This is a genomic window from Halolamina pelagica (assembly GCF_900115675.1).
Classification (GTDB): Archaea; Halobacteriota; Halobacteria; order Halobacteriales; family Haloferacaceae; genus Halolamina; species Halolamina pelagica.
Genome location: NZ_FOXI01000021.1, coordinates 1 through 16,946 on the forward strand (window position 1 = coordinate 1; position 16,946 = coordinate 16,946).

At 63.3% G+C, this 16,946-nt stretch carries 15 protein-coding genes and 2 pseudogenes; 7 read left to right on the forward strand and 10 right to left on the reverse strand.

Annotated features, from left to right (window positions below):
• Positions 1–126: 126 nt before the first annotated feature.
• Entirely contained in the window at positions 127–540 is a 414-nt protein-coding gene (locus tag BMZ83_RS15030; RefSeq protein WP_074880526.1) for a MarR family winged helix-turn-helix transcriptional regulator, read from the reverse strand.
• Positions 541–668: 128 nt separating this feature from the next.
• Between BMZ83_RS15030 and BMZ83_RS15035 the strand changes: the two genes are divergently transcribed.
• On the forward strand, positions 669–1,217 hold the full coding sequence (locus tag BMZ83_RS15035; RefSeq protein WP_074880528.1) for a hypothetical protein: 549 nt from the start codon (positions 669–671) through the stop codon (positions 1,215–1,217).
• Between the two features lie 77 nt (positions 1,218–1,294).
• On the opposite strand, the gene BMZ83_RS15040 is transcribed toward BMZ83_RS15035, so the two are convergent.
• The 9 genes and pseudogenes from BMZ83_RS15040 to BMZ83_RS15080 all read right to left on the reverse strand — a co-directional run bounded on the left by BMZ83_RS15040 (position 1,295) and on the right by BMZ83_RS15080 (position 10,620).
• Complete coding sequence (locus BMZ83_RS15040; RefSeq protein ID WP_074880594.1) at positions 1,295–2,116, reverse strand: hypothetical protein; 822 nt, start codon at positions 2,114–2,116, stop codon at positions 1,295–1,297.
• Positions 2,117–2,215: 99 nt separating this feature from the next.
• A pseudogene (locus BMZ83_RS15045) lies at positions 2,216–2,704 on the reverse strand (DUF955 domain-containing protein); the annotation flags it as partial.
• Positions 2,705–2,810: 106 nt separating this feature from the next.
• Positions 2,811–3,329, reverse strand: a complete 519-nt coding sequence (locus BMZ83_RS15050) for a DUF7529 family protein (RefSeq protein ID WP_079990222.1) — start codon at positions 3,327–3,329, stop codon at positions 2,811–2,813.
• A 51-nt stretch (positions 3,330–3,380) separates the two neighbouring features.
• The gene (locus BMZ83_RS15055; RefSeq protein ID WP_074880533.1) at positions 3,381–3,836 is read right to left on the reverse strand and encodes a DUF7555 family protein; all 456 of its coding nucleotides are present in this window, start codon (positions 3,834–3,836) and stop codon (positions 3,381–3,383) included.
• 2 nt (positions 3,837–3,838) lie between these two features.
• On the reverse strand, positions 3,839–5,173 hold the full coding sequence (locus tag BMZ83_RS15060) for an ABC transporter ATP-binding protein (RefSeq protein WP_074880536.1): 1,335 nt from the start codon (positions 5,171–5,173) through the stop codon (positions 3,839–3,841).
• Complete coding sequence (locus tag BMZ83_RS15065; RefSeq protein ID WP_074880539.1) at positions 5,166–6,215, reverse strand: ABC transporter ATP-binding protein; 1,050 nt, start codon at positions 6,213–6,215, stop codon at positions 5,166–5,168. The genes BMZ83_RS15060 and BMZ83_RS15065 overlap by 8 nt, the downstream gene beginning before the upstream one ends.
• On the reverse strand, positions 6,212–7,657 hold the full coding sequence (locus tag BMZ83_RS15070) for an ABC transporter permease (protein WP_074880543.1): 1,446 nt from the start codon (positions 7,655–7,657) through the stop codon (positions 6,212–6,214). Before BMZ83_RS15070 ends, BMZ83_RS15065 begins: the two co-directional genes overlap by 4 nt.
• Positions 7,657–8,673, reverse strand: a complete 1,017-nt coding sequence (locus BMZ83_RS15075; protein ID WP_074880545.1) for an ABC transporter permease — start codon at positions 8,671–8,673, stop codon at positions 7,657–7,659. Before BMZ83_RS15075 ends, BMZ83_RS15070 begins: the two co-directional genes overlap by 1 nt.
• 69 nt (positions 8,674–8,742) lie before the next feature.
• Positions 8,743–10,620, reverse strand: a complete 1,878-nt coding sequence (locus BMZ83_RS15080) for an ABC transporter substrate-binding protein (protein WP_074880548.1) — start codon at positions 10,618–10,620, stop codon at positions 8,743–8,745.
• Between the two features lie 145 nt (positions 10,621–10,765).
• Here BMZ83_RS15080 and BMZ83_RS15085 point away from each other — a divergent pair, with 145 nt between their 5' ends.
• From BMZ83_RS15085 to BMZ83_RS17020, 6 genes and pseudogenes are all read left to right on the forward strand, one after another.
• A complete protein-coding gene (locus tag BMZ83_RS15085; protein WP_074880551.1) occupies positions 10,766–12,799 on the forward strand; it encodes a S9 family peptidase in 2,034 nt (677 codons plus the stop codon).
• A gap of 165 nt (positions 12,800–12,964) precedes the next feature.
• The gene (locus BMZ83_RS17130; RefSeq protein ID WP_206674361.1) at positions 12,965–13,114 is read left to right on the forward strand and encodes a cyclase family protein; all 150 of its coding nucleotides are present in this window, start codon (positions 12,965–12,967) and stop codon (positions 13,112–13,114) included.
• Positions 13,115–13,382: 268 nt separating this feature from the next.
• A complete protein-coding gene (locus BMZ83_RS17135; protein ID WP_206674362.1) occupies positions 13,383–13,781 on the forward strand; it encodes a hypothetical protein in 399 nt (132 codons plus the stop codon).
• A gap of 106 nt (positions 13,782–13,887) precedes the next feature.
• Complete coding sequence (locus BMZ83_RS17530; protein WP_449271651.1) at positions 13,888–14,199, forward strand: DUF7504 family protein; 312 nt, start codon at positions 13,888–13,890, stop codon at positions 14,197–14,199.
• A 58-nt stretch (positions 14,200–14,257) separates the two neighbouring features.
• Positions 14,258–14,545 (forward strand): annotated as a pseudogene (locus BMZ83_RS17535) (DUF7504 family protein); the annotation flags it as partial.
• Positions 14,546–14,596: 51 nt separating this feature from the next.
• Positions 14,597–16,945, forward strand: coding sequence for a hypothetical protein (locus BMZ83_RS17020; RefSeq protein ID WP_074880554.1), 2,349 nt, complete (start codon positions 14,597–14,599; stop codon positions 16,943–16,945).
• The last annotated feature ends 1 nt before the right edge of the window (position 16,946 follow it).

The window sequence follows — 16,946 nt, forward strand, 5'->3', positions numbered from 1 at the left end:
CCAGCGGTGCGGTGCCGTGGGAAGCCTCGCCGTTTACGGCGAGGAGGAGGTCACTGGCTGAATCTCCTATCTTGTGCTGTATCGACGCGTAGTAGCGATTTCACCCGTTATGACTGGGTCTGTGGATTATTCCTCACCTGGGCGCGGCGCGTTCTCGTACTTGACCATCTTCTCGGGCTTGTCGGAGATGGTCTCGTAGATCTGCTGGAGCGTCTCCTCGGCGGCGAGCAGATTGTGCTCCTCCAGGAACTCGCGACCCTCCTCCGTAAGCCCGTAGAACTTCCAGGGATACCCCTGCCGGCGCTGGTCGTCATCTAGGGCGGCCTCCGTGACGATGCCGGCGTCGATCAGCTTCTGGATGTGCTTGTAGACAGTGGCATCGCTCACGCTGGGGTTGAGCTCCTCGAGCTCGTACATCGAGGGCAGCTGCTTGGGGTGCTGGAGGATGTTATTGATGAGGGAGAAGCGTGTTTGCTGGGTGACGAAGTGGATCAGTTCGCGTGGCTCCATCTCCTCAGCAGTCCCAAGTTCGGTGCTCATACCGTACTGTACACGACGTGGCACTAAGTAGTTTACCCTGAAGTAAATTACTTTACAGTGAACCGCAATTAGTTGAGCAGGTAATTTACTCCAGAAACCTTACTCCGCCTTCACCTGAAGCTCGCAGTATGCCTGATGAGGAGTCGCCCGTTCCTGATGACGTTCTCAAAAGTGCCAAAGACCAGCTTGACGAGGAGGAAATAACGCTGGCCGACAACGAGGAGGTCCTCCACGCCTTGAGCGAGTTGACTCCGGTCTACGAGAACGACCAGTCGTACTTCGTCCTCGGAAACTACGACCGGGAGCCGATCCGACGGCTGAACCTGGTAGTGGACCGTCTCAACCGTCGCACCGACGCATACGCGTTCAGAATGGTCGATATCCGTGGAGAATGGGACAACAGCATCCAGAAATTCTGCCTGATCGCCGATATCGTGACGTATCTCGTCGGTGTCGCCGAGAAGGAGCCAAGTGACTTCCTCGTCGAACAGGGATTGCTCGTCGGCACAACGGAGTTCTTCGCGAAAAGTCACGTCCTCAAGCGGAAGTACGAGGACGAGGAGCACCCGTTCGGCTGGATGCAAGACGGTGTCTTCGAACTATTTGAGCAGGAAGGACGGCTCTATTGCTGGCGAACCGAGGAGGACCTCGTTGACGTGACTGGCGAGCTGCCGTAACAACGGGTAGGACGACCGATACTGCCTGAGTTAACCAACGAAAGCGCGGTCTCGAGAGATCTGTTGGTTAACCAGGTTTAGTTCGGGTCCGCTGGGAGCCGGCCGTCTGGTCGGGGAACGCGGCCCCGTTTGATCTCGTGATCGACGCGACGCAGGTGTTTGCAGCCGCCTTCGGGTGGGCGCTGCTGCCAGTCGGGACAGGTACACGACTCGTCGATGACGTCGACTTCGTATCGGTTCCCGGACGCGGACTGTACCTCATAGCGGCCACCTTTCGAAAGGAGCGAGACGTCCATCGCTTCACCGACGGCACGCTTCGTGCGGGGCTCGAGGTCGTCCTGTGACTCTGCGTTCTCGTCGATGACCAGTCGGTCGCGAACGTCGCCCGTTCGGCCACCGTCCGGAGCGATGGCTTCCGCAGGGCCACTGAGCCGCTCGTGAAGTACTTCCTCCACCGGATGGCCCTCCGGCCACAGGTAGTGGGCCTCGCGACGCTCGCGATGGTCGTAGGAGCCACACGCCGCTGCGCTCCCAGTCCAGACGCGCCAGGCACCGAGCGCGCCCATCACGTCGACGATGGCGCGGGGAACCGTCTGGTGGTCGTCCGGGAAGAACACCCGGAATCGGGTACACCCTTCTTGCGGCGGCACGGTCTCCCACCAGTCTTCGCTGGAGCCCCAGCTATTGTACATCGCCTCGTCGCTCCCGTAGCCGACGGTCACGCCGTCGATCGACGTCCAGTCTGCCGGGAGGTGGTCTGCCTCGCCTTCGAGCACCCGGAGGACGGCGTATCGGAGGTACTCGTGGGCTTGGTTGTCTGTCGTACGAGCGACCTGGTTGTGCTGCTCGGCAACGTGCTCGGCTTCCTCGAGGACCGTCGTGAGATAGGGGTCAGTCATCATTCGACGGAGGTCTGAATGCGCCTCCGCCCCTCGGCGGGCGCAGAAAAACTTAACCAACAAAGCGGAAGGAATCCATCCCTCTGTTGGTTAACTGAGTTAGGACGACGATTCGTCCTCGAGAACGTCGATGAGCTCCTCTGCTGTCCGACTGATCCGCCCGAGGCGGTCGCGAACGATCTCGGGATCGTCCGACTCCCACGCAGCGAGGTAGAACGCTGACCCGCTAGTGTCGAGTTCGCAGTACCGCCCAACGACGTACGCGACGGCTTCGGCCTCGACTTCGCGTTTCGCCCGCTCGGTGTCGTCGTCGACGTCGAAGTGGAGCAGGGCGTGCGCGAACTCGTGAATCAGCGTCCGCGCAAGGTCGGCCTCGTACTCCCGATCACGCACCTCGACGAGCGGCTGGACGTCGACGAGGCTCAGCTGCTCGCAGATGCCCTTTGCCTCGCCGTGGGTCCACTCCTCGGCTGGAACGATCCGTACCGTCACGCCGAGCTCATCAGCGGCGGCAGTTAGCTGTTCGACGAGGTCGCCGGCGTCGCCGGTCGCTTCCGTGTCCAGGTCGGGAAGCGGCTCGCCCTCCGTGACGTGGCGGTCTCCTCGTTGTCGTCTGCTTACAGTGGTAACCGGTGAGTGCCGCTCGAGGAGCGGCCGACTGCCGTCCGAGGGATGTCGCCCCCTGGCGGATCCGCTACTCCGTCGTCGAGGCCGGCAAGAGCTTCTCGTAGGCTTCGTGGCGGATCTCGGCGACCGGCGTCCCGTCAAGTCGCCTAATCCGGGTGTAGATATGCCCCACGTCGGCGGCGTGGCTGGCCAGCGCGTCGGCCTCGCCGAGGTCGTAGGCGGTGGCGACGAGTACGCACTCCCGGCGCTCCGTGTCCCGGAGCTCCGTGATGAGGAAGCAGGTCGCGTTCACCGTCCGGCGGTAAGCCTCGAACTCGTCGATCGTCCCGTCCGCCAGCAGCTCTGTCAGCTCGTCGGCGTCGTCGCCAGGGACGACGTGGACGAGACCGAACCGGTCGGTGTCGCCGGTCTCGGGCGGGACGGGTGCGGTGTCGCCGGCCTGTGTCGTTAACACCGTCCAACCGTCGGCCCGGCGCTCCTCGGCGAGTGCGTGCAGCTCTTCGAGGGTGGCAATCCAGCCCTGCTTGTCGGAATCGCTCGGTCGACTGTCGACGCGTTCCTCCGTTTCCTCGGTTCGTCGCACCATGTCGTGGATGCTTCACCGCAGAGGGATAACGCTATCTCCCCCGACGGCGGGCTACAGCACCGCGGTCTCGGTGAGGTAGGACACCCCGAGAACCGCGAGGCTAGCTACGAACAGCTTCAACCCCCGGGAGAACCGGTCGGTCGCTGGCCGCTGGGTCCGGCTGAGCGGCGGGAGTCGCTGCGACGCGCGCTGCAGCGCCGTCTCCTCGCGGCTCCCGAGCGTCCCCGAACCAGTGTTGTACTCGACCTCGAGTTCCCCCTCCTCGGTGACCTCGGCGTCCCACGGCGGGCTCGGCCAAAGCAGGAAGGTCCCGTAGCCGAACATCAGGAAACCGATCACGAACCCTCCGCTGACGATCAGTGTCGGTGCCGATAGGGCGACAGCGAGCGCCGCTAGCGGCGCGTAGCAGACCGCGACCAGTACGACCACGTAGACGGTCAGATCGAGCAGCCGGAACGTCCAGAGCCCGAACCGCGCGTCGGCGTCGTCGCCGGCGTCGGCGTGCATCGTCACTCGGACACCACCTGCGAGCGGGACGGCTCGTCGTGCTCGTCGCGGTGTCGGTGACAGCGGCTGGTACCGCTCTCGTCGTCGACGACGTGGCTCTTGGGGCGCTCCTCGTCACAGACGCTGCCGAACGCCTCGCGGAGCTGTGCCCGGGCCCGTGTCTCGTTGTCGTTGCGCACGTGGTCCATCGCCTCCTCTATGTGGTCCTCGACGGCCGCCGGCAGCGTCACATCGGCGAACAGTTCGTCGTGGACCTCGTCGGCGGAGCTGAACCGCGAACTGAGTCCCAGTATCTCCCGTGCCCGTTCGGTAAGGGAGCGGTCGGCGTTCGACCGCTCCCGGAGTACCTCCCGGAGCATCTCGACTCTGGCCCACACCTCGGTGTCGACCGAGTCGTACTCCGGCGGACGGATCTTCATCGGACACCGGGTGGCGAACGGGCAACCCGCGGGCGGGTCCCGCGGGCTCGGCGGCGAGCCGGTGAGCGTGATCCGGTCGCTGTCGGCAGTCGGGTCGGGCTCGGGGATCGCCGACAGTAGCGCGTGGGTGTAGGGGTTCTGGGGCTGCTGGAACAGTCGCTCGGTCGGCCCGAGCTCCATCACGTTGCCGAGGTACATCACCGCGACGCGGTCACAGATGTGCCGGACGACGCTGAGGTCGTGGGCGATGAACAGGTACGTCAGCCCGAACTCGTCCTGCAGCCGGTTCAGGAGGTTCAGGATCTGGGCCTGCACCGACACGTCGAGCGCCGAGACCGGCTCGTCGAGGACGACGAACTCCGGCTCCAGCGCGAGCGCGCGGGCGATCCCGACACGCTGGCGCTGCCCGCCCGAGAACTGGTGGGGGTACCGGTAGTAGTGCTCCTCGGAGAGGCCGACCGTATCGAGCAGTTCACGGACGCGGGCGCGACGCTCCCGCGGGGTCTTCCAGTCGTGGACGTCGAGCGGCTCGCGGATGATCGCGCCGACGGTCATCCGATCATTCAGGCTGGACTCGGGGTCTTGGAATACCATCTGGCTGTTCCGCCGCCACCGCTGCAGGTCGTCACCCGTGAGCGTGGTGACGTCGGTGTCGCCGATCCGCACCTCGCCCGCCGTCGCGTCTTCGAGTTGGATGAGCGTCCGGCCCAGCGTGGTCTTCCCACAGCCGGACTCCCCGACCAGCCCTAGCGTCTCACCCTTGTGGATGTCGAAGCTCACGCCGTCGACGGCCTTGACTGGGTCGTCAGAGAGCAACGAGTCCTCGCCGTAGTAGGTCTTTAGGTCGCACAGGGAGACGAGCACGTCCCCCTCGTCGACGTCGTCGCCGAACATCGACGCCGAAGTCGCTTCACTCATCGGTCCCCTCCGTGTTCGCGGCTCGATGTTCGTCGACTGCATCTTCTCGTTTCATATCTTCCGGGAACAGCAGGCAGGCGGCGGTGTGGTCGTCCTTCCCCGCTGTCGTGGGCAGCGGCTCCGGTGCCAGTTCGTAGCACTCCTCGAACGCCTTCGGACACCGTGGGGCGAACCGGCAGTGGGTCGCCGCGCCGTTGGGGATCGGTACCTCGCCTTCGATCGTTGTGAGTTCGCGGCCGCCGGGCTGGTTGCCGGGGATGCTATCGAGGAGCCCGTTCGTGTAGGGGTGGGCCGGATCGCTATAGAGCGACCGCACCGGGGCGCTCTCGACGATCTCCCCCGCGTACATCACGGCGACGCGGTCGGCGACCTCGGCGATCACACCCATATCGTGGGTAATGAACATGATCCCGATGTCGCGTTCGACCTGGATCTCTGCGAGCAGTTCGAGGATCTGTGCCTGGATCGTCACGTCCAGCGCGGTGGTCGGCTCATCACAGATCAACAGCTCCGGGTCACATGCCAGCGCGAGCGCGATTACGGCGCGCTGTTGCATCCCGCCGGAGAACTCGTGGGGGTACTCGGAGATCCGCCGCGCGGCGTCGGGGATCCCCACGTCCTCGAGCAGCCCGATCGCGGTGTCGGTCAGCGTCTGGCCGTCGAGATCGCGGTGGAGTCGAAGTGTCTCCTTGAGCTGGTTCCCCACCGTGTAGACGGGGTTGAGGCTGGTCAGCGGATCCTGGAACACCATCGTGACCTCGGAGCCGCGAATCCCGCGGTACTCCGACTCGCTCTTCTCAGTGAGCTCCTCGCCGTCGAGCCGGATGGAACTCTCCGGGAGCACGTTTCCGGGGGACTCCACCAGCCCCATGATCGAACGCGCGGTGACGGACTTGCCCGAGCCGGACTCGCCGACGATGCCCAGGGTCTCGCCGCGCTCAATCCGGAAGTTCACGTCGTCGACCGCTCGCACGGTCTCCTTGTCGGTGTAGAACTCCGTCCGGAGGTTCTCGACGGCGAGCAGCGGGGCCTCGGCGCTCATGCGCCACCCCCACCAGCCGCGACCTCGTTGCTGCCGGCCTCGCTCTGTGGGTCGACCGCGTCACGGATCCCGTCGCCGAGGGCGTTGAACGCCGTCACGATGATGACGACCATGATGCCCGGGATCAGCGAGATGTGCCACGACGCCGTCGCCACGTACGGCTGGCCGGCGCTGACGGCGCGGCCCCACTCGGGCGTGGGTGGGTTGACCCCCAGCCCGAGGAAGGAAAGCCCCGCCACACCGATGATCGCCCCGCCGAGGCTCAGCGACGCGTAGATCAGCAGGTATCCCACCACGTAGGGGAGCATATGCTTTCGCATCGTAGTCACCGGCCGCTGCCCGAAGCTCTTGGCGGCGTCGATCCACTCCTCGTTCGACACCTGGAGTGCGGGCCCACGCACGGCGCGCCAGAGGTACGGCCAGCCGGTGATGGCGAAGATCAGTGCTAGTAACAGCCCGCCGTTGTATATGCCAGCGATCCACGTATCGCTCAACACGAACGAGAGCAGGATGAGCACCAGCAACTGCGGCAGTGCCTGCACGGAGTCGCCCGCGATCACCACCGTAAGGTCGGCGAGCCCCTTGTAGTAGGCTGTCACCAGTGCCAACACGACGGCGAGGCCGGCCGCCAGCGAGATGTACAGCAGGCCAATGAACAGCGACACCCGCGCACCGGCGACCATGAAGGTGAACAAGTCCTTTCCGCTGGGTAGCGTGCCGAAGGGGTGGAACCGGTCGTATCTGTCGTACTGCATCGGGCCGACGTTGCGGCCGCCACCCCCCTTCGAGACCGACTGGAGGTTGGCCTCGCCGACGAGGATTGTCGTCACCTCACCGGCGTTCTCGTCGAAGTACTGCAGCTCGTGGCTGAACGGCTCGGCGATGTTGCTCTGGACCGTGGTCGGCCCGAGCGTCGGCGCGAACAGCGCCATGACGATAAACATCAATACGACGACGAGCCCGAACTGACCCCAGCGGTGGCCGTCGAGGCGACCCAGCATGTCGTCGTACGGCGTCCAGTCCGCCGCGCGGTAGTGGCGACGGAACACCAGGTAGCCGTAGCCCAGCCAGCCGACGAAGCCGAAAGAGTAGAGGTAGACGAGCGACACACGGATCCCCCACGCCGCCGCGGGGGAGAGCCCCATGAACGTTCCCTGCCACCCCTCGCCGGGCACCTGGTAACCCTGGTTCGGGATCACGTCGCGGGCGAGCAGCGTTGGCAGGTCGGCGAGCGCGTCGCCGACGCCGGCGAGTGCCGCCCACGGCGCCGTCGCTGGGAGCGCGCCGCCGATCGTCCCCCACGGGACAGTGCTCATGATCGTCTGCATCACCGCGCCGAACTGGAGTGCGACGAGCACCAGCAACACGCCGAGCCACTTGGTCGCGGGACCCGGCTGGCGGGTGAGCCGTTCGCGGAAGGTCGTCTCAACGGTGGTAGCCATCAGGAGTCACCTCCTTCGTAGCCGACACGGGGATCGATGAGCGTGTACATGAGGTCTTGGACGATGTTGATAATCACGATGAGTAGGATGAACACGAACATGAGCGTCCCGACCAGCGGCAGGTCGCCGTTGATGGTTGCGTCAAAGAAGAGGTAGCCCAGCCCGTTGATCGCGAACACCGTCTCGACGAGCACGCTACCGCCGATTAGCAGGAACGCCTCACCGGTGATGATCGGGACCAGCGGCACCAGCGCGTTCCGGAACACGTGTTTCCAGACCAGGCTCCGGCCCGGGATACCCCGGGCCTTGGCGGCCTCGACGTAGTTCGAGTTCTTCGTTTCGAGCACGGCCGTGCGGCCGATGCGCATCTCGTTTCCCATCGACGACGAACCGAGCACGATCGCCGCCGGCAGTGTCCACTTGATCGCCCGCAGGAGTTCCTGTGGGTCGCCGAGGTTGTCCAACGGCGGCGCCGTGACTACGTTCACGTTGACGATCCACTCCTGCCAGCTGAATCCGAACAGTTGCTGGGACTGCGAGAGCAGGCTGACCAGGATCACGGCCAGCCAGAAGTTCGGCATCGCCCGCCAGACGATGCCGCCGAAGGAGGCCACGTAGTCGCTCCAAGAGTTCGGGTTTAGTCCGGCGTAGAACCCCAGCGGGATGCCGATGAACAGGGCGATTAGCACCGACCAGAAGCCGAGCCACATGGTCCGCGGGGCGTACTGCTGGAGCAGCACGATCGTCGACGTGTCGGGGTTGAGTACCCACGACTGGCCGAAGTCGCCGGTGAACATCCCCACCATGTAGTCGATGTACTGCTGCCAGAGAGGTTCATCGAGACCCAATTGGTCCCGAATCCGCTGGTAGGCCTGCTGGTCACCGTCCGGGCCGATGATGGCGGCCGCCGGGTCGATAGGGCCCGCCCTGATGATCCAGAACGTCGCGGTAGTCCCGAATATCAGGATGGGTATTGAAAGCACGAGGCGTCTCGCAAAGTATCTCCAACGAGTCATGTGTAGGGATAGCGGTTTCTCGAGGGGGGCTGTCTGGCGGGCGGGACGAAACGAACCGCGGGGGACACGCTACGACGGCTTGGCGTCGGTGTCGATCTCGACGGTGTTGTAGCGCTGTGAACCGGTCGGGCCGAACGGCGGGATGTCCGCCCACTGGTAGGTGAACCGTTGGTACGTGTCGTGGCCGAAGGCGATGAACGGCACGTCCTCCCACATCGCCTCCTCCATCTGGATGTAGGCGTCGGCCCGCTCCTGTGCGTGCTCCTCGGTGTCACGCGGGTGGTTGTTGATGACCTCCCACGCCTCGGCGGCTTGACTGTTGGCGCCGGTGCCATTCCCGCGGTCGACCCAGTTGACCTCGATGACCGACCCCGAGTTCTGGAGGTCGGTGTTGGGTGGGTACAGCAGCGCGAGGATGCTCGACGGGTCGTTGCGGCCCATCCCCCAACCACTGAGGAAGGCGTCGAGCTGCCCCTGCTTGCGGCGGTCGATCATGGTCGCGAACGGTGCCGTGGTGATCTCCATCGAGATGTGGGCCGAGGCGAGCTTGTCACGGATCTGCTGGGCCAACTGCTCGGAGGTGGCCGAGGCCGTGATGGTGAAGGAGAACTCGTAGGGATCGTCGTCGCTGTAGCCCGCCTCTTCCATTATGCTCCGTGCCTGCTGGATCTGCGTCTCCTCGTAGCCGTGGGGGTAGTTCGCGGCGTGTTCGTCGTAGCCGTCGGGGCCGCCGGGGAACGCCGCCGGCGGCGTCATGTGGTAGCCCGGCACGTCGCGGCCCTTGTAGACGCTGTTGGCGATGAGTTCGTGGTTCATCACCTTCGCCGTCGCGATGCGGGCCGGCTTGATCACGTTCAGGCAGTTGAAGCCGATGAAGTTGGCACCGAGCCCCGGAGCGGCGTTGTACTGCATCGTCTCGCCGTTCCGGACCGGGCCGTACGTCCCCGTCATACGCCCCCTGTCATCGGTGTTCTCGACTTCGACCAGGTTGCGGTCGTACTGGGAGGTGGGGATGACGAACGCGTCGACGTTCTGGTTCATCCCGTAGTTGTAGATGGCGTTGGAGTCCTCCATGATCTGCCAGTGGACCCGATCCACCATCGGGCCCTCGCCGTGGTAGTCGTCGAACGCCGTCACCGACGCCTGCTGGTCGGACTCCCACATCTCGAACTGGAAGGGTCCAGAGCCAACGGGTGCGGAGCTGGCGAACTCGGCGTGTTCGACCTCCCCGTCGTACCCCTCGATGTCGCCGATGATCCCCTCCGGGATCGAGGCGAATCGGTCCGAGGAGATGACGCCGAGCGCGTCGAAGTACGGCTCTTCGAGTGTCACCTCGAGGGTGTAGTCGTCGACGGCCTCGACGCCCATCGTCCCGGGCTCGTACACCTCGTTGCCCTCGTCGTTCTCGGTGGTCTCGTGTGCGACTCCGAGGTCGCTGAGGATCACGTACGTGCGCCGGGAGTTATCGGAAGCTGCGAGGCGCTCCCACGAGTAGACGAAGTCCTGTGCCGTCACTTCGCCCCAGTCGCCGTGATAGCTGACGCCCTCCTTGAGGTCGAACGTGTACACCGTCCCGTCGTCGGAGACGCTCCAGTCGGTCGCGACTAGTGACTCGATCGCGAGGGTCCCCTCGGGGTTGTAGATCGGCGCGTCGTACATCTGGGCGACCATCTCGCCGGCGTTGGCCAGCGTGTACTCGACGGGGTCCATCGAGTCCATGGTCCCGTTGATGAGGTTCAGCTCGTTCGCCCCACCACCACCGTCGCCGTCGGTATCGCTCTCGGTCTCAGTGTCATCCGAGCCGCCGCCACCGCCGTCCGACTCCGTCGGCGTGTCGGTGCCGCCACCACCACAGCCGGCGAGCGCGACTGCCGTCGCTGCGCCGCCGGTCGCCTTCAGGAACCCGCGCCTCGTCTCGCCTTCTTCGCCTTTGTACCACGTTGGCATACCAACAGGCAACTTCCCCATGTGTATATATCTGTGGGAAGGCACAACACGAACTGTAGAAAATTTGTCTCGACCTTGTGTCGAATATGTGGTACGATGGTAGGGCCGTCGTCGGGACTAAGTAGCCCCGAATCAATCAGGGACCATGTCAGACAGCCACAGACGACTGGACGACCAGTATCGGGTGACCGGGCTGACCGACCTCGCGGTCTCGCCGGACGGCGACCGGATCGCCTACGTGACCAGTGAGTTCGACGCGCGCGCGAACGAGCGGCTCTCCTCGCTGTTCGTCGTCCCGAGTGACGGGAGCCGCGACCCCCACCGACTGAGTCGTGCCTCGACGGTGAGCGCCCCGCAGTGGTCGCCCGACGGCGGAAAGCTCGCCGTCCTTGCGACCCGCGAGGAGGACGCCGCGCTCCGTGCCGCCAACGACGACCCCGACGAGGAAGAAGAGGAGGAGGAGAGTCCCGAGACACAGCTCTGGTCGTTCGACATCGAGCGCGGCGGCGACGCCCGGCAGGTCACCATGTTCGACGAGGGTGCCCGCGAGTTCGACTGGGGCCCCGAGGGCGAGCGCGTCGTCGTGACCGCACGCGACCCGACCGAGGAACAACAGGCCTACCTCGACCAGCGCGAGGAGGACGGCCCGGTCGAGGTGACCCGCCTCCAACACAAGTACGACGGACAGGGCTGGCTCGACGACGTGACCTCCTACCTGTTCGTTGTTGACGTCGACTCCCGAGAAGCGACCCGGATCGACGAGGCCTACGGCGGCGGCGCGCGCGAGCCGGCTACCGGACTCTCGCCCGCGTGGTCGCCCGACGGCGACCGCATCGCGTTCCTCTCGACGCGGGCCGAGCGGCCCGACGACGTCACCTACTCCGACCTCTACACGATCCGCCCCGACGGGACCGGGCTGGAGAAGGTCACGGACAGCAGTCTCGCGGTCGACGGCGGGACGTGGGGGCCGACCGGTCGCCACCTCGCGTTCCCGGGCAGCGACAAGGACAACGCCTACGACCCGACGAAGCTGCACGTCGCCGACATCGAGGCCGACGAATTCTGGGCGGTCTCGGCCTCGATCGACCGCCCGCTCAGCCGCGGCGGCGCATTCGACTGGACCGACGACGATACCCTGTTGGGGCTGATCGGTGACGAGGGGCAAACCCGGTTAGTCCGGTTTAACGCCCACGAGGACGATCCGGAACGCGTCTACGAGCGACAGGGCGCCCTTGAGGACCTTGCGTCGATAGCCGTGAACGGCGGCACGGTCGCGATGCACATCAGCGGCCCCCACGAAAGCCCGAACGCCCACAGCCTCGCAGTCGAGGCGATCGACGATGGCGAGACCGACCCCGAGCGCCTAACCGACCTCAACGGCGACCTGCTCGAAGACTACGACGAGCCCGAAACCCGTTGGGTCGAGTTCGAGAGCGACGGGCAGCCCATCGAGGGGCTCGTCTACTTCCCGCCGGGACACGATCCCGAGGACGGCAACGTGCCGCTGATCACCACCATCCACGGCGGACCGATCTCCTACGATCGGCCGGGGTTCAACTACGACTACACGTTCTGGACTGACCGGGGCTACGCGCTGCTGCGCGTGAACTACCGCGGCAGCGCCTCCTACGGCGGCGAGTTCAGCCGCGCGATCGAGGGCGACTGGGGGCACTGGGAGCCCGCGGACGTGATCGCGGGCATCGACTACGTCGTTGACGAGGGCTGGATCAACCCGGACCGTGTGTTCGTCACCGGGTTCTCCTACGGTGGCGCACAGACCGCCTACGTGCTCTCGCAGTCCGACGTGGCGGCTGCCGGTGCCGCCGAACACGGCATCTACGACCGCTACGCCTACTTTGGCACCGGCGACTCCCACAATCGCATGCAGCGGGACTTCGGCCTGCCCTGGGATGAAGAGGAGACCTACCGCGGGATCTCCTCGATCACCGACGTCGGTGAGATCGACGCCCCGCTGCTCGTCACCGCCGGCGGTCAGGACTGGCGCTGCCCGCCGACCCAGTCGGAACAGCTCTACGTCAGCGTCGCGAAACAGGGCGTCGACTCGAAGTTGGTCGTCTACGAGGACGAGCACCACAACATCGGCGAACCCGACCGCGCAGTCCACCGGCTGACCGAACTCACCGAGTGGTTCGAAGACCACGACCCCGCCACCGAGTAGCACCCGCGACGCTGGCGCCGCGTGCTGTTCGCCACCCCCGGATCTTTCTCCTTGGTCATCAACAGCCCACTGTAAACGACCTCAGCCACCCTGTTGAGTCGGGAATTCCCGTCCACCCGAGCGACTCTCAAGTCACCGTTCAGGCACAGACACGTTCGTGGCCGAGTGAGCGAACTCGCTTGCGGCAGCCACGCCGGAATGCACGTCGACGCATCCTCACACACCGAGCGGGACGCCCCGACACCCGACGAATACCCAGTCTCGGCGTTCGTCTGCGACGTGGTCGTCGTCGACTGCACCGATCCCGCCGCGTAGGATCCCCCAGTGGATCGCGTGCCGGGACCCGACGGCGTCCCCGCAGAGTCCAAAGTCCGCGCCGGCGCAGACTGCGTCGTCTTTCGCACCGGTTGGGACCAGAATTGGAGGACCGACCGCTACCTCTCGGCCGCGGCTGACGAATGCCGTACAGAGCGGGGTCTAGCGGTCGCCGTCGACAGGTTCAACCACCGATCCGGCTCCGCCAGCGGCGGGCTACCGCGGCCCCTTCGGCACCCACAACGCATCTCTGGGCGAGGGCGTGCTTGTGTTCGAGAACCTCGCGTACCTCGCCAGCGTGCCCGAGTGGTTCAAACTCCGGGCCCTGCCCATCGCGCTCGGCAGCGACGGCGGCCGGTCCGAGCCGTCGGTGTCGACCGGTAATGAGGAAGGGTATCGGGACCGCGGGTCGGACAGAGCGGATCGAGAGCGACACGGACGCCGAACCGTCGAAGGCAGTATTGGCGTGGCTGACGACTACCGGGTATGCACCGTCACGAAACGCTCGCTAATGTACCCGAAGGAGACCGACGTATCGCTAGTTGTCGCCATCAAAATCACCAAAACCGAGTTTACGGCGTGTCTTTCAGTTCAGGACGCGCCGCACCCCCCTTCAGGGCACACAAAAACCACTCGCACGTCATATGGGGTTTCCATAGCAATCTGAACGCAGGTGGGGTATCGATAATTACCGGTTCTCCTGAGATTTATATAGTGTGGTAGTAAATTACTGAATATCTAAGATGTCGGGCCAATTGCAACGAGTACCGGGTATGCAACCGCCTCCAAATCTAAGTAACTTCCTTTCGGGGTTGAAGTCTGCCGGCTGCACACTCCTCGTTACCGGCGACCTTGACCCAGAGACGCGGGCTGCAGTTTCAAGACAGTTATTCGGTGTCACTGAGGGGGAACTCAATGCAGACGAGCCACGTCGGAAACGAGTCCTTGTCCAAACGGAACAGGCCCTGAATCCCCATCAATTCCTTCCAATTGAGGTAGAGGAGACATCTGCGAGGTGTTCCGTACTCGATGCGACGGAGGCGGATCGTCCACTGCAGCGATGGACCTGGCCGCCGAAGGTATAGATAGCTTGGATAGGTCGCCTGCCACGGGACTTGATGAGGTAGTAATACTGTTGAGCGTCAAGTCGACGATCTTCTCGACACTGCCGTCAATCCTGCCCCAGCTGAACTCCGAATCGGGTGCAGTTCGCTCCTCTCGTTGGAGAAACGGTTTGCAGCCGATGACGTTGAGGCGTTTGCGGACTCGCTGGCATCCATCGCTCGTGGAAACCGTGGGATGTGCCATCTCCACTATCCGAAGGCGGATGCCGCACAGTTGGTCCGACGACTCAGTACGGTTGTCAACGCCCGATTGGAGGTCGCAACCGTCGGTAGTAGTATACGTGACGTGGCATACCCCATACGATAACGTGGACGGTGCGGAAACGCCAATCAATTGGTTCGACATGACCGACGACTAATGTACTCAAAGGGGGAGACCGACAACCCGGCAGGATTGCAGATCGCCCCGATAGAGTCACCAGCGGGAGTTGAAGTCTTCGACCCGATCGAGAACGCTCGGTACGTCTTTCTCACGACTGAGTCAGTCTCTCCAACGACGGTTCCGCCGTCGCAGACGAACTGGTACGCTCCAGTGGACACGACCATCGACGTCGAAACGTCACAATTGACGATTCCCGAGCAGTTCGACATCGTCGTTCGAGATCCCGAGGGAACGCACCTCCGGACTGTTGAAGACGCAGCGGACGCCGATATCTCCCAACTGGGACTGTGTATCCTCGAGTTGACGTCGACGCCGATCAAGTTCTACGTCGCAGGCACTGGTCCCGTCTCGATCACCAGAACGGATAGCGGTACAGAGCTCACGTTCGTCGACTCGTCACTCGCTCTCGGCGCACGCTCACTCCACAAGCAGCCGGGCCGAACCCTCACAACGACCGACGATCCTGCAGACTTGATGCGAACGGTTTCCGAGTTCAGTGCCGCGCTAAAGGGGACCTCCCCGGAACGAACGTATCCCACTCTCCGTGGCCACCCACCCGCTGTCGAGGTCGGAGAGTCACTCGATATCCCTGGTGGGTCTCGACGTCCAGAGACCGGAATCACAATCGAGATGCCGCCAACATGTAGTTCGATATTTACGGTCGCGTCGCTGGCGTACTTCCTCGGTGCAGACCTGCGGCCGAGTGAGTCCCCTCGCCTCGTTACGGAGGATGGGTTCGAGTACTCGCTTACGCCCGAAGCAGATGAATCGTTTTCCGACGTCGTCGCAGACGTGCTCCAGCACTGCTTCCTCCTCGACTGTATCACGCGAACGGAGGGTATCTTTCCCGTCCGACTCGCCGCACGGGAATTCGTGGAGGATGTGCTCGATATCGGGCTTGAGTTCGGTCACCTATATGATCAACCGGTTGCTGAGCGTGTCGAAACCTACCTCTCGGTCCCGATGGAGCAACTCGAGCCCATACGGCCGGAGTGGCGGTTGACTATCGATATGCCTGCAGACCCTGCCTACGCGGATTGCCTCCCGTATCTCGTGAACGAACTCGCCATCATCCGCTGCTACGAGCCTGGTGAGAGACCAGTACCGAATTCGACGCCCCTATCGGAATACAACCCTGACAAAAAGGACCCCTCGGAGACGATGGAATCGTTCGTTCGGGGCCAGGCCGCTCTGGCTACTGCTGAGACAGCTCACCAGGCAGACTTTGTTCGATCTGAGATCTCCCTTTCACGAGGGGTAGATTCTTCGCCCACGCGATCTTCGTCTGTTCCGCAGGACGACTTATTCAATATCCGGGACGCCGATACTGTCCTTCATAGCTATCTCGGGGACGGGATCCCTGTCGGGGCAAATAAAACGAGCCCCCAGGCACTCAAGCGTCAACTTTCTCTTGATGACGCTGACAACCCGGAGATTGGGGTGATCATCGTTTGCAACGATAGCGAAATGAACGAAGAGACAGAGGTCGAAGATATCTACACGGGCTCAGATTTACTCCGAATAAACGGTGAGGTACGGGAGAATCTAACCGTCGATGAGCTCAGAGACATATTCGAGCAAGATAGTAACCTCGTTCACTACATCGGCCACGTCGATACTCGAGGACTGCAGTGTGCTGATGGGTATCTCGATACGGGAACGCTGGATACTGTCGGGGCGACGACGTTCGTGCTTAATGGTTGTCGCTCCTTCAAGCAGGGGTCAAAGCTTGTTGAGAAAGGGGCTTTTGGTGGGTTGGTGACCTTGGACGACATCGGCAACAGTCTTGCAACTGATGTCGGCCGGAATATCGCTAAACTGCTGAATGCAGGATGGCCACTCGACGGTGCACTCTCGGTCGTTCAAGACGATGCGCTCGTCGGTCGAGATTACACAGTACTCGGTGATGGGACGACAGAAATCGGAATCTCGGAATCTAGGACACCCGTCATGTTTGTTATTCATCCTCGTCGAAATGACCGGGACCTTCTTTCAGTATTTACCTTCCCTACCCGGTCGAGACACTTGGGGACACTATATCGGCCTGACCCAGAGCAAGAGGGTCTACACTACTTAGCTGGTGGCGAGGTTGGAAATTATGAACTCCAGAGGGAAACGCTTGAAACTCTTCTAGGAGATGTTAATGTCCCTGTCCAGTTTCACAATGAGCGAAGTAGTTCAGTAGTATCCCTCCGTTGGAGTCCTGACCTTTCGGAAAACATGGGGGTTCTAGATACGTTGGCAATGGAAGCGGAGAAACCGATCTCAGACATCGGAAGGACTGCTGCTTCAAGAACGTGGGCTACTGGATCTGACGACAACTAAG